At 36.2% G+C, this 25471-nt stretch carries 25 protein-coding genes; 7 read left to right on the top strand and 18 right to left on the bottom strand.

Annotated features, from left to right (window positions below):
* Positions 1-523: 523 nt before the first annotated feature.
* Positions 524-1006, bottom strand: coding sequence for a transcription/translation regulatory transformer protein RfaH (gene rfaH / locus B4F91_RS14270; RefSeq protein WP_286938248.1), 483 nt, complete (start codon positions 1004-1006; stop codon positions 524-526).
* Between the two features lie 328 nt (positions 1007-1334).
* Between rfaH and B4F91_RS14265 the strand changes: the two genes are divergently transcribed.
* Entirely contained in the window at positions 1335-2702 is a 1368-nt protein-coding gene (locus tag B4F91_RS14265; RefSeq protein ID WP_286938247.1) for an MBL fold metallo-hydrolase RNA specificity domain-containing protein, read from the top strand.
* A gap of 104 nt (positions 2703-2806) precedes the next feature.
* Here B4F91_RS14265 and wecA (B4F91_RS14260) read toward each other — a convergent pair whose 3' ends face one another.
* Together wecA (B4F91_RS14260) and wecA (B4F91_RS14255) are read right to left on the bottom strand one after the other, a co-directional pair.
* Positions 2807-3832, bottom strand: a complete 1026-nt coding sequence (gene wecA, locus B4F91_RS14260) for a UDP-N-acetylglucosamine--undecaprenyl-phosphate N-acetylglucosaminephosphotransferase (RefSeq protein WP_286938245.1) — start codon at positions 3830-3832, stop codon at positions 2807-2809.
* Positions 3833-3969: 137 nt separating this feature from the next.
* Positions 3970-5025, bottom strand: coding sequence for a UDP-N-acetylglucosamine--undecaprenyl-phosphate N-acetylglucosaminephosphotransferase (wecA, locus tag B4F91_RS14255; RefSeq protein ID WP_055016705.1), 1056 nt, complete (start codon positions 5023-5025; stop codon positions 3970-3972).
* A gap of 699 nt (positions 5026-5724) precedes the next feature.
* Here wecA (B4F91_RS14255) and B4F91_RS14250 point away from each other — a divergent pair.
* From B4F91_RS14250 to B4F91_RS14225, 6 genes are read left to right on the top strand one after another with little or no spacing between them, the layout of a single operon-like run.
* Positions 5725-6420 carry an LPS O-antigen length regulator gene (locus B4F91_RS14250; RefSeq protein ID WP_348689396.1) on the top strand — a complete coding sequence of 232 codons (696 nt, stop codon included), beginning with the start codon at positions 5725-5727 and terminating at the stop codon, positions 6418-6420.
* Positions 6420-7250, top strand: a complete 831-nt coding sequence (locus tag B4F91_RS14245; RefSeq protein ID WP_096041113.1) for a glycosyltransferase — start codon at positions 6420-6422, stop codon at positions 7248-7250. The genes B4F91_RS14250 and B4F91_RS14245 overlap by 1 nt, the downstream gene beginning before the upstream one ends.
* An 8-nt stretch (positions 7251-7258) precedes the next feature.
* Complete coding sequence (locus tag B4F91_RS14240; protein WP_286938242.1) at positions 7259-8308, top strand: glycosyltransferase; 1050 nt, start codon at positions 7259-7261, stop codon at positions 8306-8308.
* Positions 8305-9030: a WecB/TagA/CpsF family glycosyltransferase gene (locus B4F91_RS14235; protein ID WP_096041111.1), complete on the top strand. Its 726-nt coding sequence runs from the start codon at positions 8305-8307 to the stop codon at positions 9028-9030. The genes B4F91_RS14240 and B4F91_RS14235 overlap by 4 nt, the downstream gene beginning before the upstream one ends.
* Complete coding sequence (locus B4F91_RS14230) at positions 9017-10303, top strand: hypothetical protein (protein ID WP_096041110.1); 1287 nt, start codon at positions 9017-9019, stop codon at positions 10301-10303. The genes B4F91_RS14235 and B4F91_RS14230 overlap by 14 nt, the downstream gene beginning before the upstream one ends.
* A gap of 38 nt (positions 10304-10341) precedes the next feature.
* The gene (locus tag B4F91_RS14225) at positions 10342-11250 is read left to right on the top strand and encodes a beta-1,6-N-acetylglucosaminyltransferase (RefSeq protein WP_096041109.1); all 909 of its coding nucleotides are present in this window, start codon (positions 10342-10344) and stop codon (positions 11248-11250) included.
* 16 nt (positions 11251-11266) lie between these two features.
* Here B4F91_RS14225 and B4F91_RS14220 read toward each other — a convergent pair whose 3' ends face one another.
* The 15 genes from B4F91_RS14220 to B4F91_RS14150 all read right to left on the bottom strand — a co-directional run bounded on the left by B4F91_RS14220 (position 11267) and on the right by B4F91_RS14150 (position 25444).
* Positions 11267-12562: an oligosaccharide flippase family protein gene (locus B4F91_RS14220; protein WP_286938239.1), complete on the bottom strand. Its 1296-nt coding sequence runs from the start codon at positions 12560-12562 to the stop codon at positions 11267-11269.
* A complete protein-coding gene (locus tag B4F91_RS14215; RefSeq protein ID WP_286938238.1) occupies positions 12552-13784 on the bottom strand; it encodes a glycosyltransferase in 1233 nt (410 codons plus the stop codon). Before B4F91_RS14215 ends, B4F91_RS14220 begins: the two co-directional genes overlap by 11 nt.
* The gene (wcaK, locus tag B4F91_RS14210; RefSeq protein ID WP_286938236.1) at positions 13781-15028 is read right to left on the bottom strand and encodes a colanic acid biosynthesis pyruvyl transferase WcaK; all 1248 of its coding nucleotides are present in this window, start codon (positions 15026-15028) and stop codon (positions 13781-13783) included. The genes B4F91_RS14215 and wcaK overlap by 4 nt, the downstream gene beginning before the upstream one ends.
* 8 nt (positions 15029-15036) lie before the next feature.
* The gene (locus tag B4F91_RS14205) at positions 15037-17043 is read right to left on the bottom strand and encodes a secretin N-terminal domain-containing protein (protein WP_286938235.1); all 2007 of its coding nucleotides are present in this window, start codon (positions 17041-17043) and stop codon (positions 15037-15039) included.
* Positions 17040-17534 (bottom strand): hypothetical protein, encoded by a 495-nt coding sequence (locus tag B4F91_RS14200; RefSeq protein ID WP_096041104.1) that lies wholly within the window; start codon positions 17532-17534, stop codon positions 17040-17042. Before B4F91_RS14200 ends, B4F91_RS14205 begins: the two co-directional genes overlap by 4 nt.
* Positions 17531-18073: a hypothetical protein gene (locus tag B4F91_RS14195; RefSeq protein WP_157742985.1), complete on the bottom strand. Its 543-nt coding sequence runs from the start codon at positions 18071-18073 to the stop codon at positions 17531-17533. Before B4F91_RS14195 ends, B4F91_RS14200 begins: the two co-directional genes overlap by 4 nt.
* Positions 18070-19029 (bottom strand): hypothetical protein, encoded by a 960-nt coding sequence (locus B4F91_RS14190; protein ID WP_286938233.1) that lies wholly within the window; start codon positions 19027-19029, stop codon positions 18070-18072. The genes B4F91_RS14195 and B4F91_RS14190 overlap by 4 nt, the downstream gene beginning before the upstream one ends.
* Positions 19029-19817, bottom strand: coding sequence for a type II secretion system protein GspK (locus tag B4F91_RS14185; protein WP_157742984.1), 789 nt, complete (start codon positions 19815-19817; stop codon positions 19029-19031). The genes B4F91_RS14190 and B4F91_RS14185 overlap by 1 nt, the downstream gene beginning before the upstream one ends.
* Before the next feature lie 34 nt (positions 19818-19851).
* Positions 19852-20538, bottom strand: a complete 687-nt coding sequence (locus tag B4F91_RS14180; protein ID WP_096041100.1) for a type II secretion system protein — start codon at positions 20536-20538, stop codon at positions 19852-19854.
* Positions 20519-20950, bottom strand: a complete 432-nt coding sequence (locus B4F91_RS14175) for a type IV pilus modification PilV family protein (RefSeq protein WP_152967915.1) — start codon at positions 20948-20950, stop codon at positions 20519-20521. The genes B4F91_RS14180 and B4F91_RS14175 overlap by 20 nt, the downstream gene beginning before the upstream one ends.
* Complete coding sequence (locus tag B4F91_RS14170) at positions 20916-21404, bottom strand: prepilin-type N-terminal cleavage/methylation domain-containing protein (RefSeq protein WP_286938229.1); 489 nt, start codon at positions 21402-21404, stop codon at positions 20916-20918. The genes B4F91_RS14175 and B4F91_RS14170 overlap by 35 nt, the downstream gene beginning before the upstream one ends.
* Positions 21391-22581, bottom strand: a complete 1191-nt coding sequence (locus tag B4F91_RS14165) for a type II secretion system F family protein (protein ID WP_055016687.1) — start codon at positions 22579-22581, stop codon at positions 21391-21393. The genes B4F91_RS14170 and B4F91_RS14165 overlap by 14 nt, the downstream gene beginning before the upstream one ends.
* Positions 22578-24251 (bottom strand): GspE/PulE family protein, encoded by a 1674-nt coding sequence (locus B4F91_RS14160; RefSeq protein WP_257125143.1) that lies wholly within the window; start codon positions 24249-24251, stop codon positions 22578-22580. Before B4F91_RS14160 ends, B4F91_RS14165 begins: the two co-directional genes overlap by 4 nt.
* Positions 24226-24630 (bottom strand): type II secretion system major pseudopilin GspG, encoded by a 405-nt coding sequence (gspG, locus tag B4F91_RS14155; protein ID WP_055016685.1) that lies wholly within the window; start codon positions 24628-24630, stop codon positions 24226-24228. Before gspG ends, B4F91_RS14160 begins: the two co-directional genes overlap by 26 nt.
* A gap of 97 nt (positions 24631-24727) precedes the next feature.
* A complete protein-coding gene (locus B4F91_RS14150) occupies positions 24728-25444 on the bottom strand; it encodes a DsbA family protein (RefSeq protein ID WP_055016684.1) in 717 nt (238 codons plus the stop codon).
* Positions 25445-25471 lie beyond the last annotated feature (27 nt).

Raw genomic sequence — 25471 nt, 5'->3', positions numbered from 1 at the left:
CTCTTAACCTCTTTGTGAATTAATATTTTTTATTTTTTGCACAAAGAGAAGAAAATGAGAAATATCCAAGTAGCAGCGAGTTTACCTCGCATTTGGGTTTATTGTTCGAACGCGGCATAAAGCCGCGACTACGCACTACCCTCTAAAGCGCAGCGTCTCTTAACCTCTTTGTGAATTAATGTTTTATTTTTTGCACAAAGAGAAGCAAAAGAGAAGTAAATGAGAAAACATATAAGTAGCGGCGAGTATAAAACCCGCGTAAACGTGAGGCTTACTTACGCAATTTTTTAAATACGTAAAAGCGTTGCTTTTAAAACGCCAGCAAGCTGCGCGTCTACGAGTTGTCTAGCCCTTCGGGCACGCTTCACGTTCCAGTTCGTCGCAGAGCTCCTCTCGCTTCAGCTTGAAAGCAAAACTATTTGCTTGTCTAGCCCTTCGGGCACGCTTCCGCCCCTAGGTTGCAGTTCCTACGTACTGATATGTATACCAATTTTTATGTAATGGGTGCCTGTGGGCTTACCTATTACTGTTTTAAATCTTTATTATCTACACTTACTTCTACTTTTTGATTAAGTAAGTTAATCAGCAAAATACTACGCATGTCGCCATCTGGCTCTTTGTATATTGCAGTAATGTTGTTAAATGCGTGGTTATGTACGCTTACTGTGTCGCCTACTTTTGGTAAAGTTGACTCAGCAGACTCTATTCGCTCAGATTTTAGTTGTTGTATTAGGCTGTCTGGCACAATTTGGTAACGAGAGCCATATGCAACAAACCCATTAATTCCGCGCGTATTTTTTACAGCAGAAAAATTAGCATTTTGAGACTCTAAGCAAATAAATAAATAGTTTGGAAATAAAGCAGAATGCTTAACACTTCGCCTGCCTTTATGGAGTTTTTCGATGGTTAATTTTGGATAAAAAACTTCAATGCCTTGATTCAGTAAGTTGGTGGCTGCTCGTTCTTCTTGACGAGGCTTACATGTAACTAAATACCAACTCTTCACAAGAACCCTTACTACGCACAATTGCAACAAATACAACATTAATAAACAAACGGCGGCCATTATAAAAAATTAAGGTTCTTAAGTAAATAGACATTTAAGGTAAATGTATACTTACTTACCTCACTCTGGCAGCTCAGATTATTGTAATCATTGGGTTTATATTACTTTATTCAAGCTAAAAAACATATTTGTAGCAGGGGCTTATCTTGTAATTGGGCCTATTTCTTTAAGCGCCATAAAGCTGCTGCTATTACACCCTAAACTTTGCTTAAATTGCTGTTTACCCCTACTTTTAACTTTACATTATAAAAGCTAAATATAGATACTTATGCAAATACTTCACCACGGAGCGGTAAACGGCGTAACAGGCTCGTGCCACGAGCTCGTTATTAATAGTAAAGCCAGTGTATTAATAGACTGCGGGCTTTTTCAGGGAGAGGACGAAAAGGATGATTTATCAATAGAGTTTAATGTTACTCACATTACTGCGCTTATTGTTACGCATTGCCATATTGACCACGTGGGGCGTATTCCGTATTTGCTTGCAGCAGGTTTTAAAGGCCCTATTTTTACTACGCCTGCCTCGGCTAGTTTGCTGCCACTCGTGATTGAAGATGCGTTAAAGGTGGGCATTACCCGCGATACTAAAATTATAAATGCGTGTTTAAGTTTGCTAAACAAGCGCATTGTTGCCGTTAGTTTTAATACTTGGTTTACGCTGCCTTGCAACAACGAGCAAATAGCTAAGGCGCGATTTCAGCGTGCTGGGCATATATTAGGCTCCGCTTATGTTGAAATAGATATTAGTAAGAATAAAGCTACACATAGAGTGGTATTTTCGGGCGATTTAGGCGCCCCCTACACGCCGCTGTTACCGGCACCAAAACCTCCTTATAAGGCCGATACGTTAGTTATAGAGTCAACCTACGGTAATAAAAACCACCAAGGCCGAAAAGAGCGCACCCAAACACTAAAAAATGTAATTGAACGCGCTGTTGCAGACAACGGCGTGGTGTTGGTACCTGCATTTAGTATAGGCCGCACACAAGAGCTACTTTACGAGTTAGAGCAGCTAATACATCAATCAGCTAAAGGCTCGCCTTGGCGACATATTCATGTGATTTTAGACTCTCCCATGGCTGCTAACTTTACTGAGCAATATATTAAATTTAAACATTTATGGGATGCAGAGGCTAAGCGTAAAGTAGCCAAAGGCCGCCACCCACTCGACTTTGACAACCTAACTACGGTAGATACGCATAGTGAGCATATGGCTATTATTAACTATTTAGCGTCGCGCCAAACCCCTGCCATTATTTTAGCTGCCAGCGGTATGTGCAGTGGTGGGCGAATAGTTAATTACCTTGAGCGCTTTTTAGGCGACAAAACTACCGATGTACTATTTGTGGGCTACCAGGGCGTTGGCACGCTTGGCCGCGATATACAAAAATACGGTCCACGCAATGGGTATGTTTTTATAAACGATACACGCATTACAATTAACGCACAGGTGCATACCATTAGCGGCTACAGCGCACATGCCGATCAAAACGGATTAGTTAAATTTGTAACCGGCATGCGTAAAAAGCCAAGCCATATAAAAATTGTGCACGGTGATGAAGATGCAAAGCGCACTTTAGCAAATAAGTATAAAGCGATATTAGGGGGTGGTATAAAAGTTGAGATTGGCACCTAGCTTATACAACAAGGGATTTAGCTAGACGGTTAAACTTTTATATTTTAGTTTTAACTAATACCCTGCAATTTTGATAAATGAGTAGACAACTGCTAACTATTTTTTTACTTAAGTTTATTCCATGCACACTGTGTTATAGTTGCATAACAAATAAATAAAACAATATATGTAGCTAGCATTACCCACTCAGGCACTGAAAATATCTCTGCAACGCAGCCTAGTACAGCAAGTAATAAGGCAAAACTAGAAATACAAACAAGTGCTGAAGTTCTGCTATAGCCTGCTGCTTCGAATAAATGGTGCAAGTGCTGTCGATCTGCAGAAAAAGGTGAATTACCCGATTTTAACCTGCGTATTATCACTGTAGCCATATCTAAAATAGGCACTCCCATAATGTAAAGAGCCGTTACAGGCTTGAACGCCGGCGTTTCTAAATTGACCCCTAACACCATTAACCACACCAAAGATAAACCAATTAGCATGTTACCTGAGTCACCCATAAATATTTTTGAAAACGATTTATGTAGTTTTAAGTTAAACATTAAATACGCAAGTAATGAGGCTATAAATAAAGTGGGGAGTAAAAACCAGTCGTTTGCTACTCTATTTAAAAAAAACGCTATAGCAGCAAAGGCAATTAAGCTAAGCGCACCTGCAAGCCCGTCTATTCCATCCATCATATTTATTGCATTAATGCCGGCAATAATTGCGACTATGGTTACAATAATTCCAAACAATCCAAGTTTAAGTTCAAATCCGCCTAAAATATTACCAAGGCTACTTAGGTGTGTTTCTGTTCCAAAAATCATTAAAGAGGCTACAATCACTTGTGCAACGAGCCTTGTTTTTACAGGTAGGTCGTAACGGTCGTCTAACACCCCTAAAAACAAAACGAAGGCTGCAGCAACTAAATATATATTTAAGTTTCGGCTTTGCTCAATAAATAAAACCGATGCAAGCATAATCGATAAATATATAGCTATACCACCAACTAAAGGGATATGCCCTTCGTGCACTTTACGTGCGCATGGGTAATCAACTAAGCCGGTTTTGATTGCGATAGGGTTTACAATCTTAATTGCTAAAAAAGATAATATAAAAGATATTGTTAGCGGTAACCAAAAGTCCATATTTAGGCCATTAATAACAGTTAAATTGTATGGGGTAAGCGTATTTACGATTGAGCTTTTATAAAGTGCCCACCCAACTAAGTTAAACTACAAAATTAACTTTTCCACTACGTTAGAGTCTATTTAATAAGAGTAAATTAAATTTTCTTGGTAGTAAAACGCCTAACAAAAGTGAGTACTTTCCATATGTGTAGTATAGCAACACTGTAAATTAAGAATAAAATAATAAATCCAAAAAACATTATAGACTCAGGTAAATTAAGCAACTCAGCCGCTATACCTACACCTGAAAATAGTACGCTTAGTGTAAATATAATTACCAAAGCTGAACGTGAGCTAAATCCCGCTCGCAAAAAGATGTGGTGAAGGTGATCTCTGTCAGCGTGAAATGGAGACCTTCCCTTTTTTATACGCCTAACAATAAGTGCTGCCATATCCATTAAGGGTATAGCAACAATCCATAACGCTGTTACGGGTCTAAAGCTTGCCGATTGACCTTGCGTGTTGGTTACTAACAACCATACAACCGTAAACCCTATAAACATACTTCCTGCATCACCCATAAAGATTTTTCGGTATCGGGTTCCACAAAAACCTAAGTTAAAAATTAAATAAGGAATTAATGCAACAACAATTAAAACAGTAAATAGGTTTTCTTTTTGGTTAAGCAACAATAGTAATGCAATAGCGCCTAAGGTATTAATGGCCATAGCCCCTAATAGCCCATCTATGCCATCTACCATATTAAAGGCGTTTATTAACCCGATAACGGCTAAATACGTAAAAAAGATCCCAAAATAGCCTAGTTTAACGTCACCAAGGTAAAAAATGTCACCAAGATCGATAATGTAGTTATCTATTGCTATTATCATAAATGTAGCAACAATAATTTGAAAAATAACACGAAATTTAACGCTTAGTTCGTGTTTATCGTCCATCACACCAAGCAAAACCATTAACCCTGATGCACATAAATAACTGGTTAGTTCTTGATTAAAAGGCAGCCAAATACCGCACGATATGGCAACACTTGCAAAAACAGCCACTCCACCAATAAGCGGTACATGGCCATCATGGTGTTTGCGCTCATTTGGTTTGTCTACAAGATTATACTTAACTGCAAATGGTCTAAATAATTTTATGGAGCAAAGCGACAGAACAAATGACGAAATAATAGCTAAAATAAATTCCATACGCCCTCCTAAGCTTTATAGTATTTTAATGATAATTTATTAGTACTCATGCAAACCCAGTTTTATTGTTACGCACAACCCTAAGCGGCTTATTATATTTTGCTATAATTACGAGTAAAAAAGCTAACGAGCTATGCCTTTAAATGCGGGAAATAAATTGATACGCAATTATCAATACTCCCTTACCCTTGCCAACTACACTTTTAGTAAAAAAGCTAACTACCTTAGCCTAAAAACAGAGCACAACTATGCACTGTTTCTCTCTAAATAAAAATAGTCGCAGATTCTAACATAGCTTTTTTTGTAAAGCACAACTGTTTATGTATAGCTCGTTATTTAACTATAAAGTAGCCCTATAAGCTTTTAAGCGCCCCCTTTTTAACTCTTTGTATTGTGCAAAGCGTACTTTTGAGCTCTAGCAACCTAAATAAACTTAGGTATAATCGCACAACTAGAAATAAGTACATCACTAACAAGCAGGGAAATTTAATGGGCAATGCTGATAAAAATATTGAGATCTTACCTCCTCCAGAACTCAGTGAGATAATAAGCTCTATATGGTCTTTTAAAATTTATATTTTTGCGATTTGCTTTGTCTGTGCAGTTATTTCTTTTTTTGTAGCCATAAACACTCCCAACACCTACAGAGCTGAAGCCTTACTCGCCCCTACGCAGTTGCTTCAAGGGCAAAGCTCACAAATGGATTCTCAGTTAGGTGGGCTTGCTTCTCTTGCTGGTTTAGGTGGTTTAAACGATGACGACTTTAAAACAGAAGTTGCACAAGCAAAAATGCTAACTAAAGAGTTTGTGTATGCGTTTATAAAAAAATATGACCTAACTGCCCCCCTTATAGCAGCACAGCACTGGGATGAAGCCAATCAATCACTTATCTATGATCCAGAAATATACGACACTAAAAACGCCACTTTTTTATTTCCAGAAGATACAAACCCCTATTGGCTAGCCTATAAAAAGTTTGAAAAAAACCTAACTATAGACAAAGAAAAAAATGGACTGGTAAGAATCTCTTATGAACACATATCTCCTGTTTTCGCGCAACAAATTGTAACCAATTTAGTTAAAGATATAAACGCGCAAATGCAAAGTTATGATATAGAACAAGCAGATAAAAGCATCCATTACCTCAACGAAAAACTAACGCAAACGCGCATTGCTGACATGGAGGCCGTTTTTTATAGGTTAATAGAAGAACAAACTAAAAATAAAATGTTAACCGAAATAAAAAGTGAGTATATATTTACTACTTTAGATCCGGCGATTATTCCTGAAGAAAAGTCAGGCCCTAAACGTGCTTTCATTATTATAGTAAGCGTTATTTTAGGTGGTATTTTCGGCAGCTTTATAGCCCTTATCCGTTTTTATAGGGCTCGTTAATGCAAACACCATTAATTACGGTATATATGCCAACGCACAATAGACTGAACAACTTAAAACGCGCTGTACAAAGCGTGCTTGATCAGTCTTACTCACAATGGGAACTTATTATAGTCAACGATGGTTCATCTGACGGAACTGCTGACTACTTAAATGCGTTAGCACTCACTGACCCGCGTATTACTGTTTTTCATCACGAAACTGCGCTTGGAGCTTGTGCTGCTCGTAATAAAGCAATTGATGCAGCTTCTGGAGAGTTTATTACCGGCCTTGATGACGATGATGTATTTACCACCGATCGGCTTACCTATTTTATGACGCACTGGTCTGAGTCGTACACTTCGTTATGTACCCCTGTGACTGTTTGTAAAGGTAACTCAAAGGTTGAGCATAACTTTTTTATTGGTGAGCTAACTTTAAACGATATTCTAGTTGTTAATAAGGTCGGTAACCAATTATTTTGCAAAACCGAGCACCTTAAGCATATAGGCGGTTTTGATACCAGCTTTAAAGCTTGGCAAGATTATGATACGTGGGTTCGATTTTTTAAATGTTATGGACCGGGTTTAAAGCTACCAAAATCGACCTACCTGCAATACGAAGTGCAATCTGATGTAAGTATTACTCGCTCACCTAACAGGTTAACTGGGTTTAAGCAGTTCTTAAACAAGCACTCGCTATTAATGAACAAAAAACAACTTAATGCAATGGGATGCTGGGAAGCAATCATATCGGGAAATTGGGTTCCTCTGAGCTTATTAATACACTCTCATAAAGATATTTATAAGTATTCAATAATGCATAACATGAAAAAAATACTGGGACGTTAGGTGTAAATATGCACATTGTTTTTGTTTTTGAAGACTTTTGCCTAGGTGGCGTTGAAAGGGTCACTGAGCAGCTAATAACCGGCTTGCTTGAAGGTTACAATTGTAGAGTCTCTATTATTTGTGAACGTAAAAGTGGAGAGCTTACCTCTCGCTTTGATAAGTTAGCACCTATTTATGCGCTAAGAGATAAAAACGCGTTAATTATTTTTCGTCGACTCGCTGATGAACTTAATCCTGATGTAATTTTATTTACCAAAGGCGGACTGTCTAAATATGGGCTGTTTGTACCTAAAAAAATAAAAAAAATAGCTGTACAGCATGTCCCTATTAATTTACCTCAAGAAAATTATTTTAAAAATATAATAAGGCGATTAGGTGCGACCTTTTTATATTCGCAGCTAGATAAGGTTGTTTGTGTATCTAAAGGTATATTAACTAACTTAATTACATTAAATGTTGTACGAAAAGATCAGGCGCTTTGTATTTATAACCCAGTACTAGACAAATCTATTGAAAAGCAAGCTCGTGAAAAGGTTGATTTTGATAATTATTTTGTTTGTGTAGGCAGGCTCCATCATCAAAAAGGGTATGATTTGTTGATAGAGACTATTTATGAGGCTAAAAAAACAATAAATGACATTAAAGTTGTTATTGTTGGAGATGGTCCTGAGCATGATAACTTAAAAGAAAAAATACGTAGCAAAAAGCTCAGTGATAATATCATTCTTCATGGCTCACAAAGTAACCCTTACAAATATATAGCAAATGCTAACGCCATACTTTTAACCTCTCGCTGGGAAGGGTTGCCAACTGTATTAGTTGAAGCCGCATTTTTAAAAACACCTATTATAGCGTTTGATTGTAACTACGGCCCTAGAGAGCTAACTAACAATGGAGAAAATGGGCATTTAATTGACTTTATGGATATTGGTAACTTTGCAAATGCAATCTTAGAACTAAATAAACAACAAAAATTACCTATTTCACCTAATGTGGAGCCATTTTTACTGTCAGTGGCTACGGATTCATATTATAAGTTATTTAAGTCACTATTATGAATAAATTGCTTAATAATAAAATACACTCAGGTGATCATTTTACTGATATTCAAAATAAGGCATTTGGCTCGGCTTCGTCTTACATTATTTCGTTTGTAAATCCTTTTTCATATTGTGAGGTAGCAAAGGAAGCGCGCTTAATCGATGAGGTTGATGCGTATTTTTCTGATGGTGCATTACTATGCATTCTTCACAACTTATTTTTGCAAAAAATAACCAGGGCAAGCTTTGACTACAGCTCTATTGCTGAGCCTTTTTTACAGTATGTAGCAAATAAAAATAAGCGTATTGCGATTATAGGTGCAACTACAGACGAAAACTCACTGGCCGTTATTAATCTAAAAAAGCAGTTCCCTAACTTGAATGTTGTCTACCAGCGAGATGGATATATCAATAACCCTGATGAAACAATTAATGAGCTTAATTTATTAGAGCCTGACGTTGTACTAGTCGGTATGGGTACTCCTTATCAGGAGCGCTTTTCAATTGAATTAAAACACAAGCTGATTAAACCTGCCGTTATTATCACTTGCGGCGGCTTTTTAACACAAACATCTATAAAACCCGATTACTATCATCCCTTAGTAAAAAAACTTGGGTTAAGGTGGCTGCAACGCATGGTATTGCACAAGCATGTGCGCGACAGAGTATTAAAAAAATACCCTAAATTTACCATAAGCTATTTATACAAAATGATTGGGCTTAAGTTTGCAAAAAAATAATGTACCTTTAAACACTGCACAATGGCTAGTACTGTCTACGTTATTTGTTTTGTGTTACTGGCCAACGTATTTCATCCCTACGATTGATGCAGCTGTGATGCAAAAATCGTATTTTGTAGTAATGCTTGCTTATTTAACGTTAATTATTTTTGCCACTAGAACCAAAGTTAGTATACCTAATGTTGCTTATGTGTATTGGCTTCCGCTTTTTGCGATGTTGATAAGCTTTCCTTTTGCTATTAAAAATTTTTCGACTTTTCATTTTTCTGTCCTAATCAAGCCGATTTTATTATTTTCATACGTTATATTTTTCTATTCTTTGCTTGTGGAAAACTTCAAACTTACCAACAGCATAAAAATAAAAAAAGCTTTAACCGCTATTTTTATAGTTCAATTAATAGTTATCTTATTGCAAATAATATTTGGCGATATTGCGCCATTGAAAATGCTTAGCTTTAAAGACGTTTATAGCGGGTTTGGCTTTAGAGCGCCGGGTACTTTTGACTGGGTTTATATTACCTGTTATTTCTTAAGCTTTTTTTTAGCTGTTTATATTATTGAGTTTTTTTTCGGAAGTAATAAAAAATCTGCGGCTTTGTTTATTATTTTAGCCTTTCTTGCGATTTTTTTATCGCAATCAAAAACCGGTTATTTAGCAACTGTAATTACTGCATTATATTTTACATTTTTATCTATAATTTTAAGACTGGGTATAGCTAAAAAAATTATGCTTAGCATGGTTACCCTTCTTACTTTATTTATATTATTAATAGCCTATTTTGGAGTAAACCTTGATTACATAACAAGATTTATTGATCTATTACAACAAGGTCATTTAGATGGCTCAACATCGACTCGAAAAAATCAAACTATACTTGCTTTAACAGAAGGTTTCACATATTGGTATAGTGGCTCGCCGCTGGCATTAAAGGGCGTAATAATTGAGAATAGTTATCTGGATTATTTATTTCGCTATGGATTGCTTGGCTTGATCGCCTTTACTTCAATGCTATTTATTTTTTATTATTATTCGCTAATGGTTTGTATAAAGTGTAAAAAACTATACGATAAAAAATTAGCTAGTTTTGAGCTTTTTCAGTTAAGTGTTGCTTGTCATATTAGTTTTTTTTCAGCCACGCTTTATTCATTTACTGGCACACCTGTAGATGCATACCGCTCTGCTTTATGGTCTAGTTTTGTTATAGCGCTTGTTGCTTTTATAAACAGGCTAAATAAAAAAACACTTCAAAACACTAGCATAGTAAAACGATAACTAAAAAGTAAATTTAAAGCATCACGATAAGGTCACACATGAATTGCATAGCAATTACAGCTCACCGAATAAGCTCTTCATTAGAGTACACAGTATTAAAAGCGTCAAAAAATCCAAACAACACCATTTTGATTCATGTAGATAAAAAGTCTGATATTGAACCATTTTTATACTTAAAGTCTAAAAATGTTATTTTTATAGAAAAAAGAATAGAGGTGTCTTGGGGAGATGTATCTCAAATTGATGCCACCCTTGAACTTATTAAAGCCTCTTTAGAGCACGAATATGACTATTTTCATTTAATATCGGGCGACGACATATTAATCTCACAAAACAGATTAGATACATTGCCAAACAAAGGAAAGTATGAATATATTGCTTTTCAAGAAAATCGTACTTCGCCTATAAATCCAGAGCTTAGGGTGTTGTTTAATTATCCTTCTTTATGTTTTAAAAAAAATAACTCTTTTATTGAGAAGGTTTGTAAAAAAGCATTTTTTTCATACACTAATATGCGTTTTAATTTAGGGCTATATAGCACACTCGACATTCCACTTTACAAGGGCACTAACTGGTTTAGCTTAACCAAAGGCTGCATTGAGATGATAAATAGCTTTGTTGCTCGCAATCCTCACTACAAGCTCAAATTTGCACGTTCCTTATGTGCTGATGAAGTATTTTTTCACTCTATAATTTATAATAGTGAGTTTAAAAATAACATTTATAAACATCCTAAATCTTTAAATATTGATAGTATTGCAGAGCATGCACTGCGCTATATAGATTGGAAAAATGGTCCTGATTACCCTAGAACGCTGCAGGAAGAAGATTTTGAAAAGGTGAAAAACAGCGAAATGCTTTTTTCGAGAAAAATATCGAGCTCAATTTCATTAAATGAGCTTCGCTATTTTGATATTGAGCCTGACAATAAAAACGACAGCATTTAAACTGTCGTTTTTAGCTTTACAGCAGAGCGTATAACAAATATACAGCAGCATATAACCCTAAATTAGCACTTAACATTAAAAAGAAACTTTTTTTCGATATGCTTTGGTTATAACGACCAAAATAGAAAAAAGCTCCTATAGTTAAAGAAATTTGTAACCCCGCGACGCCTAACGAAAATAGGTTTATATTGCCCACCTGCGCAATAAAAAAGAGTGAAATAACACTAATTACTGCTGAAATCATACTCCAGTTAAATTCTATTTTTGTATTTCCCTTTGCTTGTGCAATAACTCCAAATAAACTACCAAAAGGTGCCACCAAACCAAGTATAAGTAATATGCACAATACGGGTAATGATTTCTCGTACTCATGAAAGAAAAAGTGTACTAAAACAAGCAATCCTATGACGTAAAGAAAGTATAAAGTTGAGTTTAATAACAAGAGCGTTTTAGCAGAGCCATTTAGCACCTTATAAAACTCTCTCTGGTTATCTTGTAGTCGTGCAAGCTTTGGATAAAGCATTCTAGCAATTAATGTACGAATAAATTTAACTGGCTGCATTATGAGCTCTTTGGCAAAAGAATAAAGGCCAAGTATTTCTACGCCCATTATTTTACCTATTATAAGCTGATCGAGCTGAGTTCTAACTTGACTAATTACTTGAGAACCCATTTGGTAACTTCCGAACGCTATTGCAGGCTTAATAATTTTTAGATCAACTTTTAAAGTTGGGTGCCATGTTTTATCAGCAATAAATACAAAAACAAGGTAGCGAATAAAGTTGGTAATTAAATACGAATATAGGTACGGGAAAATACTCGATATACCTAGTTGAATTAAAGTAAAAGTAGAGATAAGCAGGCTAATTTTAATAGCAATATCAATTTTAGCTAAGGTTACATTTTGCTCACTTTTTATAAAGTTTGCTTGATATTGAGCGGAAAACCCTAATAAAACAAAATTAAACGCCATAATATACATACTTTGCCCTATATCATTAGAATCATAAAAGCTCTCAACGGGCGCCGCTAATACGGTAATAATTAAACTCGCTATAAGTCCTAGGACACAGTTTGTATAGTATAAAGTTGAGCTCTGTGCTCGGGTTAAATTTTGCTTGTATATAAAATAATTAGACAATCCCATGTCTTGCACTAAAAATGCAATTGCTAAAAACACGTTTACAATGGCTAAAACACCGATAGATTCTGGGCTTGTGTAATAAGCTAACATTGAAAATATTAAAAATTGTACGCCTCCAGCAACCCCTGCTGATACAAATAACCAAGCCCCCTGCTTTTTATTGCTCATTTACCTTTTCCAGTATCCCTACAAACTCTTTGTAAAGTTTGGTTTGTTCAAAAGAAGTATCAATCCGTGCCTTAGCTTCTTTGCGTATTTCTTCGATATTTATTTCATTATTTACTATTTTTAGAACCACATTAGCTATTTCTTCAGTATTTCGCTCTGGTACTAAAAAGCCATTTTGCGAATCACTTATTAACTCTGGTATTCCACTATGATAGGTCGATACAGTCAGCAATCCCATGGCCATAGCTTCCATCAATGAAACAGGAATGCCTTCCATGTCTCCTGTTTTTGCTGTTATTGAAGGCAATAAAAAAACATCTGACTCATTAAGTAACTCTGAGACTTTATTTTGAGGTTGGAAACCTAATAACTTTACATTTTTTAATGCTAACTTTGCTATTTGATTTTCAATGTCACTTTTTAATTCACCATCACCAATAATATTATATTCAAACTTAATACCTTTACTTTGTAATATAGCCATGGCATCAAGCGCATAGGTAAGTCCTTTTTTTTCTGTAAAGCGAGCGACCGTAATAATTTTAAGTATGTTTGATAGTGGCTTGTTTAACTCTCTACATTCAAACTGCTTGCTATCTATTCCCATACGGTTAACTTTTATTTTATTCTCAGGGCAGCCTAGCTCTACTAACCTATTCCTCCACAGATCACTAATAGGAACCATGAGTTCGCCGGTCATAAAGAGCTTTTTATAGTCATCTTTAAATAATTTTAATATAGAATGGACAGAAATATCCGAACCATGAAAGATAGTTATGAGTTTACCCTTTAATAAATTTAGCTCTCTTAATTTGTTTGCTACTACGCCTGCCGTACCAAAATGAGCAACAAAAATATCAGCTTCATAAACCTTGCTATTTTGGGTAACTATACTAGGTAAGAGTAGTGATTTACTATGGATCCCAAAACGCTTCATATTTAGTGCTTTTAATTTATTTGTTATGTTTAGTGGTTTAATTGTATTTAATATACGTTTAGCTCTAATATTAATCGCACTATCTTTTGTGGATTCAGCTGTTAAGTAAGTCGTTTTTTCAACGAGTGAGTAATCTATTACAGATTGCTGGCATTGCGCTACATTACCCTTACGTGTAGCAATAATATTGACTTCATTTCCAAGTTTGATCAGACCAATGATCTGATTAATAACAAATGTTTCTGATGGCTCTGGGAATTGGTTCAAAAAGAACGTGATTTTCATTTTTTTCCGCTGATATTATTTAATGTATTTTGTATCATCATCCTTACTTTTTGTCTTTCTTGTTCTACCTGAACATTCATTTTTACTTTAACTTGCTCAATGTTGTTTAGTACTTCCTTTGCACTGGTTAACAAATTACCATCAAATAAGGTACTAATATCTTTAGAGAGCTCGGGCATATCTAACTGCGCCATAATGCCTTTAGATTTGTGCTCGTAATTTATCGCGATTGCTGGAGTGCCAAAGTTCATTGAAATAATGGCACTATGGAGGCGAGTGCCAATTGTTAAGATACAGTGGCTTAAAAAAGTTCCTAACTCAATGTCATTTAGCTCATCCATTATGACATGGCAGTGCTCAATTTCATTAACTAGCCCTTGGACTTTTAAAGCGACCATTCTATCATCTCGATGATAGCCACCAATTCCTGTACACGTTGAACAAAGCACTACTTTATAGCCATCAGCAATGAGCTCATTAATAACACATGCGAAACGAGCTTCGTATTCTTGTTGAGTAACACCCAGGCGCTTATCAAAAGGCGCTAGGTTTCTAAGTGTTATAGCAACGGTAGGCCTACCGGTCACTAATTTAGTAAGATGTGGCTTTAAAGTAAGTACGTTATTAGGCACCGTCCATGCTGTATCTGCGCCGCTCGTTACTTTTGAATTACTGATGGAGGCGCTACGCATATAATCAAGGCTTAAACTCTCTCTTAATGCTAGTGAGTCTACTGATGAAAAAACTTGATTTGCTAGAGCAGAGTACTTTTTGCTATCGAATGGGCCAACTGAGTGCCCAAGCATAAATAGCTTTTTATTAGCAATTAATGCACACAAAGCGTGTTCGAACTGAGCAGGACCGTATAAATCAACAAAAAAAGACCCTCCCACTTGTATAACAGCATCGTAACCTTTTAAACGTTCTATATATTGCTGAATGTGTTCTGGTAACTTGCTTATATTATTTGACTTGAGCTTTTTAGCTAGACTGTACCCTAAAAACCGTTGGCTGACTCTTTTCCATAAGCGCTCTTTAAAAGAGCCACCCGATGAGTGGTACTCATCAAGCGGATCCGGATGTAGAGTTTCATTAAGTAAGTAACTTGAGCTAACATGAAAGCGACTGTAAATATCTAGCTTTATATCAGGCTGTTGTGACCTTAATTCAGCAATCAACCCTCTTAAAATTGCCCCATCGCCTCTGTTCCCACACGTATGGTTACCTACTAATAATAACTTCATTTATTTACTCATTTAATTGTAATTGGTGCGCTGTATAGCTCGGCCATAGCTTCACTGAATTCATCCACTTCAAAGCTCTCGTTTACAACTTTTGTGGTAATTAACATAACTAGCTCAGTGCGATCCAGTGAATCTACATTGCTTTTAAATAAGTTACCTATAATTGGGATTGTGCTTAGCAACGGAACACCATTGTTATACTTGTTTTTCTTTTCTTGAATTAAACCACCTAATGCTACTGTTTGGCCATCTGCTGATAAAATTTCAGAAGTGATTGCACGGTTTGTGATAGTCGGAGATGAGCTCCCACCTAATTCATTTGGATTTGCATCACTCACCGACATTGAAACACTCAGTGTAATTACACCTTGAGAATTAATGATGGGTGAAATAGTCACGTTCACACCTGTAGAGCGATATTGCACCGAGTTAGATACCGCATTATTGCTACCTAAGCTTTCAACTGTTTGCGTAATAATAGGCACCTGATCGCCAGAGGTGATCGTGGCTGATTCGCCGTCTCTTACAATTAAGTATGGTCTTGATATAACACGCGCATCGCTCACGCTGTCCTTCCAGTTGAAGGTTGCTTGCCAGTTACCACTTAATACCGCTCCAGCAATACTTCCAGAACTAGAAAGTGTGGCATTACTAGCAGAAAGCGATTCATTAGAATTTGAATTTTGATAAAACCAATCTATGCCTGATGACATACTATCACCAAGCGTTACTTCCAAAATAGTCACATCAAGAATCACTTGTCCGGGTAATACATCCATTTTTTGCATTAACGATTCTACTAAGCGGTATTCATCGTTTGTTGCATAAAAAATTAGCGCATTTTGTTGTTTATCTAGGCTAAAGCGCATAGAGCCAGTAGTACCGCTCTTTTTACCTTTTCCTCCTTCACGGTTAGATTGTGGCGTGGATGGGGCTTGGCCATTAAGCAATCCATTTATAGACTCTAGCATTTCTTCTGCTTTAGCGAATTTGGGTTTGTATACAAAGTACTGCCTTTCATCACCCGCAATAGGCACATCTATTTTATTTGCCCAAAATGTAATTCTGTCGATTATTTTTTCACTCGCCGCATACGCTACAAATGCATTAATACGAGGGATAGGAACAAACGAGGCATCGCCCTCTTTAGAGACCTGCATTCCATCTTCGATTAGCAGTTTTTCAATTTGCTCTATCCCTTCAATAGGCGAAATATTAGCAAATTCTATTAATCTAATTTGGCGTCCATATGCGCGAGGTACATCAAGCATATTAATTATTTTCATAGCGCGTAAAATTTCAGCTCGCTCACCTTCTAAAATAATTAATTTTTGCAATGAATTAACAGTAACTTGGGCTGTTGATAGCTTTTTCATTATGCTAGTAATGTTTCGGCTACTGCTATAAACGTATGGCACAATCTGTGTGATTGCACCTGATATGTCAGGGATATCCGCTGTATTATTACCTATACCGATTGCTATTGAGTTTTTTTGATCTGAAGACGTTGCTTTAGAAAGGTATAAAATATTATCTTTTCTTAAAGCTCTAATCGCACTTTCTTCGAGTGTTTTTATTACAACCTCATAAAATGCAGCTCTTGAGATTGCACTCGATATATTTAGTGTTATTTTCTCATTTGATGCTGCCAATTGCGGCGCAACTACATAGTTAATACTTAAAAGGTCATCAAATACGCGACTTGTAAACTCTTTTACAGATACCTCGTCTGCAGAAAAAGTAATCGGCTCACCGGTTAGCTCTGGCGCTTTTTTAGCTTCTTCTTCTAAACGTGTTATACCGCCTAAATCTTGAACTTTTAATGAACTAAATTCAGCCTGCGTTTTAGCTTGCTCTTTAGCTATCTGCTCTTGTGTTTGCTTAATACCTGTTGTTTTTAATATTGATCTATCTACTGCTAAATCGTTATCTCGTAATTTACCTGTTGTTGTACAACCAGATACTGCTAATGCGACTAAAACTAAAAGAGATCCTTTTAATGGTTTATTATTCATTTTGTTACTTCCTCAACACCATTTGTTTTTGTAATACTGATAACTTCAGGCTTGTACATTTTCAGTAAAACTTGTTGACCGTTATTAGATAATTCAACCGCAGCTGCTAAAATTTCCTGTAGCTCTAACGATTCAAACTTATCTCCTTTTGAAAGGTTAATTAACTCCTCTCCATCAGGGGTTTTTATCTTGATTCTTGCGTTTGCAACATTACCACTGGTGTAAACAGAAACTAATGAAAGCGTAGCATCTATAATATCGGGACCTTTATCATCGCCCTCGTTGCTGTCTTTACCTATTTCTGAGTAATCTACGCCCAAGGTGTTTGCCAGTTGCTCTATATCGAATTGAGTTTGCGCTACTCTACTTACATTTAACTTTACCGAAGCCGGCGCTTTTTTTTGATGGCTTTGATTTTCGGGTAACAAAAAATCGCTTACCCATGTAATTATTGCAATACATACGCATAAAAGTATTAATATATTTCTCATGACTTTTTAAATACCCGTACAAACTCTATATTTGCAGTTACCCTGTCGGGCGTTGCTTTTGTGCGCGTAAAAGAAACCTGCCTTACGCGGTTACCCTCTTTTATATTTTCGAGTTCATAAAGTAAATTTAAAACCTCGTTATAACTTCCCGATACGTTGAGTCTACCTGCATAAACAGAGTATGCATCGTTGATTTTTACTTCTCTAAAAGGTGCTTTATTATTAATGTTCAGCTCATACCGCTCTACCGCCGCATCAATGACCTGGAGCCATAGTAATGCAGGGTCCTGATTATTATCTAAAATAGGTAGCTCAGAAAAATCACTTAAGTTTGCTGCGAACGACTCGGAATTATTTCGCCTCTGCTCATCTGAAGCTAGCAAGCTCTCTTGCTTAGCCACTATTTTTTCTAGGCTTTGCAACTCACTCTTATTTGCATCAAGCCAATCTAGCCAAGGAAAAATCAAAAACTCAAAACTTAAAAGTAGCGCTATTAACAATAACCCCCACTTTTTTATAGATATAGATGATGCATTCACTTCCATGTCACCTCAATAGTAAACGTTTCCAAACCTTGTTTGTTTTTTGTAACCGCTCGCGAAAATTTAGCCTCTTTGACAGATTCAGCACTAATTATTTGCTCAAGTATTTTTGTTGCGGAGTTCTCTGTTGTTCCAAATAGCTCAACACCGGTAGGGATAACTTTAACTCGCTCTATAAATACATCATCGTCTTCTAGTTTTATTTGGCTCAACTTATCAAGCACATTTGGATTAGTAGCTAAGAATTCGATTAAACCCGTTGCTAAAGTTAATTCTTTATTTGTTGCTTGTCGCCCAGAAAGAACCTCGGTTACAGCAGCTTCATTTTTTGACTTTTTATCAACGTAATAACTAGTAGCAAGTATAAGATATGCACTTAACAAAATAGCTGTCGCACTCAATAAAGAAGTGATTGCTATGAGCAATTTTCGATTTGAAAGCTTTTCAGGCTTACTAGATGCTTGTTTATTTACGCCAAATAAGCCCGATAAGTTTAACCAGTTTAACCTATCTACATGAGAAGCAAAGTCGACTTTTACTACATTATGCTTTATCAGTAATGGCTGCACTTGTGCTTCTCCAGCGCTCGAATAAAGAGGTGCAATTAAACGACACTCAGAAGGAATTTCATCCAACACATTCTGAGGCACAACAAAGTACGATATTGTAAATTGATTATTCCTTAGCGCTTCTATTGACCAATAAAATTTTCCCTCCATAGGTGGAAGCTGCATTTTTTCGGCTTGAACTATGCTTTTAAGTTCAGTTATAGAAGTGTTTTCGTAGGTGCGTGTTGTTGCCCAAAAAAGGTTTCTATCGAGTAAACACCCTGTTATCAAAGACAGCCTAGGCTTGCTTAATTTAGTTTGCTCTACAATACACTCTGCTGTCAGATGGTATTTGTAATGGCAAAAAGCCGAGGGAGAACCTAGCCTTTTTAATACTTTTTTCATTATCTAAAAATTAGCTCTTCATCTGTTATAGAGTATGGACGGAAGGAATCCTGTCCCCGTAATAAAATAAACTTTTTTGTTATTGAAATATTGTTATTTGAAGAAATCTTGATCAGAAAGCGTCCGCTAGGGTAAGTAACACCATCCTCTGATGTAGTTTGAGCACTCTGCTCAGAAATTCCTAATGCGGAGTATAAAGATTTAGGCACAAATTGTCGAACTATGTAGTCTCCCCCATACATAGTAATGTGCGGCTTTATTTGTTCATATAGCGTATCATTGTCAAATATATATCTCAGCTCTTGCGTTGTTTGAATAATTCCATTTTTAGGAAGCTCAGGTTGTGGGTAATCACCTTTTTCAGCCCCTTCTAAGTGCCTGAAGTTATCTTGGTCTTGCCAATCATCAAGCCTATCTTGTATTTTTAAAAGCTCAGTCTCTCCCACACCGTTCAAGGCTAATAAACGGTTAAAGTCATTCTTATTTAAAGGTACAATAGAGACTAGCCCGCTTATATCTTGAACCGTTACGTTATAATCCTTTAGTTTCTTGGTTTCACCCGTAAAACTTTGAGTAAAGTCATTTATAATAGGCTTCCCTAAGTAATCAGCTCTGGGCCCTAAAATACTAAAGTTACTTGTCATATAGCTGTAAATTACTTCTGCTTGAGTGCTTTCTAAGTTTAAAGATGCATCTGTGTTTTGTTTTACCATACCGGCTAATCGTGCATTATTTTGGCCTTGCCCAGACATATACAACATAATAACTGCCATTACAGCAGTAATCATTAACACCACAATTAACGCTACCCCCTGGTTTGACTTAACCCTCGAAAGCATTACTTGCTCCTAATTCAAAAGAAGTTAACTGAGGTATCTTAAATAAAATATCAGTATGTTCAGCTATGGAGATCCGTACGTATAGCGGCATTAGTTTTCTTTTGGCAGCAGAAAAAGTTGCAGACCACAATGGCTTAGGCTTTACAGCTATATTTAAATATTCAGAATAAAAGTTACTTAACTCAAAATTATCTTTCCACCCGAAGTAAGTGATAGAAATATCTTTACCTGTCAGGTAGGTAATAGGTGAACTGCAATCTTTAGGCATGCGATCAATATCTTCAAGTAAAAATGTACCATATTCTATCTCACAATATTGCACCGTATCGTCAACCACTTGTAACGTAGCAACCGCTAACGGAGAAGTAACTTGAATGGGTTTATCAGTAATGAATGAAAATGCGTTGCTATTGCCTTGAAAAAAAGGCACCTGCTCACCCATTTCTGTTCTAAAGATAAAGGGTGTTAAAGAATGAATTTGACTATTAATTAACTTGGTCGTTGTTAAGTGTTTTATTTGATTGTTTTTTTCTTCTTTAGTTAACTCACTTAGTGAAAACCTGTAACTGGTCACTGAGACTGTCATTACTAGAGAAAAGATGACCATTGCGACGAGTACTTCGATTAACGTAAAAGCCGACTGTCTCCTTTTATTGCTTCCAATATACATCTTTAAATCTCAATATTGTCTTTTCTTGGCTTTTTTGACTAACAGTTACTTCGTACAGTTCTAAATTATCATCTTTTTTGTCAGTATCTTGTGTCGTTTCGGAAGAAATAAAACGCACTACGGGCTTTGATTCAATCACCTCTACGTGCCATTTATATTCATTAGAGCCTATCTTATAGCTACCTTGCGTTATATTTTCATATTGATATTTGTAACTCACAAAATCTTTTATATGTTCGGCAAGTAAACCCCGAGATATATTATTTTTTAGCTTTTGCTCATGTAGCATTGACGCTCGAGATACAAAACTAATTGCACTAACAGCTATAAATAAGATAATAGAAGCAATTAATACCTCTATAAGCGTCATTCCCTTGCTATATCTCAATTTTTTCTCTCTTTTGAGTTCCATTTATACCAATCGTTATTACCACCTTTTTAAAGTAGCTTTGTGCATCAAAAATAAAAGACTTATCTTGTAATGTTAATATATTAAATTCAATTTTTTTAATTAACCGCTCTGGACTCTCAGCGCTTTGCTTTTCATCTTGTAAATTTTGTTCATCATCAAGGTTATTCGTTTCACCTTTGATTTCATCCATTTCTACATCAGATTGCGGTATTTTTTGTTCGTAGACTCTTAATGTATTTTCGTTTAAAACTAACTTTACTGAACCGCCCTTATAAACACTGTACTCTTTAGCAAAAGTTATAATTGAAGAGAGCTGTTTTTTTTCGCTATAGAGTTTAGCTTGATCAAATTGTTTCCACATATTTGGTAGAACAAACGATGTTGCCAATCCAATCAGCACCAATACGATAAGTAGCTCTATTAATGTAAACCCTTTATATTTAGAATGAGACATCGTTTATCGATACAATACTAAGCAACATGGTGATAACCACAGAACCTACTACTCCACCCATTACTAAAATCAGTAATGGTTCTAGCATAGCTGTAAATTTAATAAGCCATTGCTCAAAACTTAATCTTGAGCGCTGCGCTATTTCGGTAAATGAGCTTGTAAGCGTGCCACTTTCTTCACCCACGGAAATTAGGGAGATGCCAATATCATCAAATAGCGTTAACTTAGCCAATTCATCACTTAATACTCCACCTGCGGATACTGATACTACAATATTTCTTAAACTTTTTTTCAGTTTAGGATTTATTACGGTTTCACTAGCTAGCTGCAACCCCGAAGATAAACTTACGCCACTTTCTAATGTCAACTGCAATGATGTGGCAAAGCGTATTCGATCTGATTGTTTAATTATAGTGCGTATTAAAGGTAAGTTTACTGTTGCCTGTATCATTTTTATTTTAAACTCATGATTTTGAAAGGCAAAAATTAAACCTGATATCACTGCTAAAATGCATACTAGTAAATGAAGCTGATAATTCTGTATCCATTGTGATGCATCAATAAGTACTTGCGTGTAGGTAGGAACATCATCGACGGAATCAAACATTGATGACATGCTAGGTATTACAAAGTTAAAAATTGCCCAAATAGCGGTAATACATACTATAAGTATAAAAAAGGGGTATGTAATTGCTTGAACTACCTTATTGCGCAGAGCATTTTGAAACAAAAGGTTTTGGCTAAGCCTATTAAATACCTGCGGTAGATTGCCCGTACTCTCACCTATTCTTACCATTTCTACAAATAAAGTAGAAAATGCCTCTGGCCTTTTTGCGAGTGCATCGCTTAATAAAGCCCCTTGTTTTATATCAGAAAGTACAGAAGACCATACCAAACCGATTGCCGATTTTTGATTTGACTTTACAAGCACTGAAAGTGCTTTATCAATTTTAAGTCCATTTTTAAGCAGTGTGGCTAATTGATTTGTCGATTGCTCTAGATCAGCTAAGGTGATTCTTTTTCGTTGCCTTGCTTGGTAAGTTGCATTTACCTTAATAACTAATTTGTAATCTTGCTTTAATTTAGAAAATGCTTCTTTTTCATTTTCGGCAGAGATTTCTCCGTTTACAGTTTCGCCGCTATGAGAGTAAGCTTTATACTTATATAGTTGGCTCATCCTGCCACCCTCATAACTTCTTCAACCGTTGTAATCCCTTGGATTGCTTTTAATAAACCATCTTGCTTTAAGCTACGTAAGTTTTTGTCTTCCATTAATTGATAGAGCTGATCTAAAAGCTTTTCATCTTTAGGAATTTTTTTAATATCGCTATCACAAGGGAGGTACTCTAAAAAAGCAACACGGCCCGTGTACCCAGTATGCTCGCAATGATCGCAACCTACAGCTTGGTGTAAGCGAATATTTTTTAAGGGGGCTAACTTGTTGAGTGTATATTTAGCAATAAGATCTTGGCTTTCATCTTGCTCTAACGGCTTCTTACAATGGTTACATAAAGTTCTAGCAAGGCGCTGCGCCATGATTGAAACTAAACCCGCATTCAGTAGGTATTCTTCTATACCTAAGTCCATTAAACGGGTGTAAGCTGAGGGCGCATCATTAGTATGAACAGTACTAAATACTAAATGCCCTGTTAATGCAGATTGCAGAGCAATTTTCGCTGTTTCGTTATCACGGATTTCACCAACCATGATCACATCCGGATCTTGGCGTACTATACTTCTTAAACCAGCAGAAAAATCAAATCCAATATCAGAATTTACTTGCACTTGGTTTACACCGGCTAGTTGGTACTCAATAGGATCCTCTAAGGTAATAATTTTGATATCGGGTTTATTTATCTGATTTAAAAAAGAATATAAAGATGTTGTTTTACCTGACCCTGTAGGGCCTGTCATTAAAATAACACCTGATGTACGCTTTAGATCTTGATTTATATAATCTATTAAATCTTCCGAATAACCTAAAGTACCTAAGTCAAACTTTACTGCATTTTTTATTAAAAAACGCATTACCACACTCTCCCCCATCCCTAGTGGCAGTGTTGAGCAACGAATATCTAAGTCTGTAGAGCCTGCTTTCATTTCGATTTTGCCGTCTTGTGGTCGGCGCTTTTCGGCTATATCCATACCTGATAAGATTTTAATTCTAGAAATAACGGCAAGCTGCAGACTATGCGGGATTGGATCTGCTTCTTTTAAAATGCCATCGATTCTATAACGGGCACGATATCGCCCGTCCACTGGTTCGATATGTAAATCGGACGCACCCAACTTAACACCTTTATTTATAAGGCTATTCACTAAATTGACTGTAGGTGCTCCTAACGCAAGCTCTTTAAGTGCGGCTACATTATCTGATGACACTATTAAATCGGGCTGCTGCTGGAAAAGTGCTTTAAATTGCTCACTGAGAAGCTCAAAATCTTTTTTAGATAAAGCAAAAAAGTCTATTTCAAAATCTAGGAACCTTAGATAATCCAAACCTTCCATATTATGCGGGGAGGCAAATCCCAACTTAAGTGTTTTATTATTTATTTCTAGTGGCAATAGCTGCGCTGAAAGTAGAAAGTCTGTATTGACAGCCTCTAACGCTTTTATATCTGCTTGTTCTAGCTGCAGTGGCTGCGTCCACCTACCACATTTTAATAAATCAGCGTACATAATACTTAGCTGATCTTCATCGATCCAACCAGAATTTAATAAAAGGACATCTAACTTTTCTGATGTTGCATTTTGGTATTCAAGCGCTTGAGACAGCCTATTTGCATCAATTAAATTGTGTGCGGTTACATATTCCTTTATTTTAGTATTCCACATCAGCGTCTTCACCCTCGCCACCTAATTTGCCATCACGCCCAAAGCTTTTTAAAACAAACATATCACTATTAGCTTCTGAACTGGCAGAATAGCTATATTCGTTACCCCAAGGATCTAGTGGTATTTTTTGTGGGAAATAAGGTCCATCCCATTGTCTTTTAGTACTTTGGAGTAACTCATTAAGGGTGTCGGGATAATAGCCAATATCTAACCGATACGAGTCAAGAGCAGTCGCGATTACTTGCATTTGCGCTTTCGCCGTCCCTTCTCTTGCAGAATCCACTTTACTAAACATGCGAGGTGCAACAATTGAAGCTAAAAGGCCTAAAATAACCATAACAATTAGCAGTTCCACGAGTGTAAAACCGGAGCTTTTAAATTTGTATTTCATAATCAAATCCATGACGTTTTGTTTTTTAGATAAAAAAGGAGGCTTTTTATTTAGCCCCCAAATTTATCACAGCTAAAAAGCAATGCAACTACATTCACTATTTAGATTTTGTTACTTCATCTATTACAGAACCAAACTTTTCTAAACTTCCAGCACCCGTCAATATTTGGTAATTAGTAATGTAATCGCCTTCTTTTTTACCAATAATAAATGTTGGCGTTGAAGATAGGCCCAGTTCAGCCGCATCTTGTAAAGAGCGAGTGACAATATTATGAACATCAGTATTCGCTAAACACGCATCAAACTGCTCTTGATCTAAGTTAAAATCTTTTACAATTTCATCTAATGAACCTTTAACAACAGATTGACCAAGCTCGAATAAACGTTCTTTGACGTTTTCATATTGATCTTGCTCATTGGCACAACGCAACGTAACTGCTGCGTAAGGTGCTTTAGGGTGTAAACTTGCTAGCGGAAATTCACGTGCTGATACGGCTAATTTATTTGTATCAACATATTTAGCTTTTAACTCTGGCCACACTGTTTGCTGGAATTTTTTGCAATATGGGCAGTGTAAATCTGTAAACTCTATCATTACTACTTCAGCATCTTTACTACCAATCCAAATAGCTTCTGAAGATAATTCAATTTTTTCTGGTCGAACTAGCTCACCTAAGCCCACTTTAATAGCCACTTGTCTTTGTACTTTCTTTAATTGCGCTAGCTCTTTTTTTAACTCTTCATTTTCGTTGTTTTGTGTACTTTGGCACCCAGATAAAATAACAACAAAACAAAGTAATAATAGCTTTTTCATTAATATTCCTTTTTATTAAAAAAAAAC

Origin of the sequence: Pseudoalteromonas sp. UBA6610, assembly GCF_002433295.1 — a bacterium.
Classification (GTDB): Bacteria; Pseudomonadota; Gammaproteobacteria; order Enterobacterales; family Alteromonadaceae; genus Pseudoalteromonas; species Pseudoalteromonas atlantica.
Note: the sequence above shows the minus strand (reverse complement) of the source record. Positions and strands in the feature narration are given on the sequence as shown.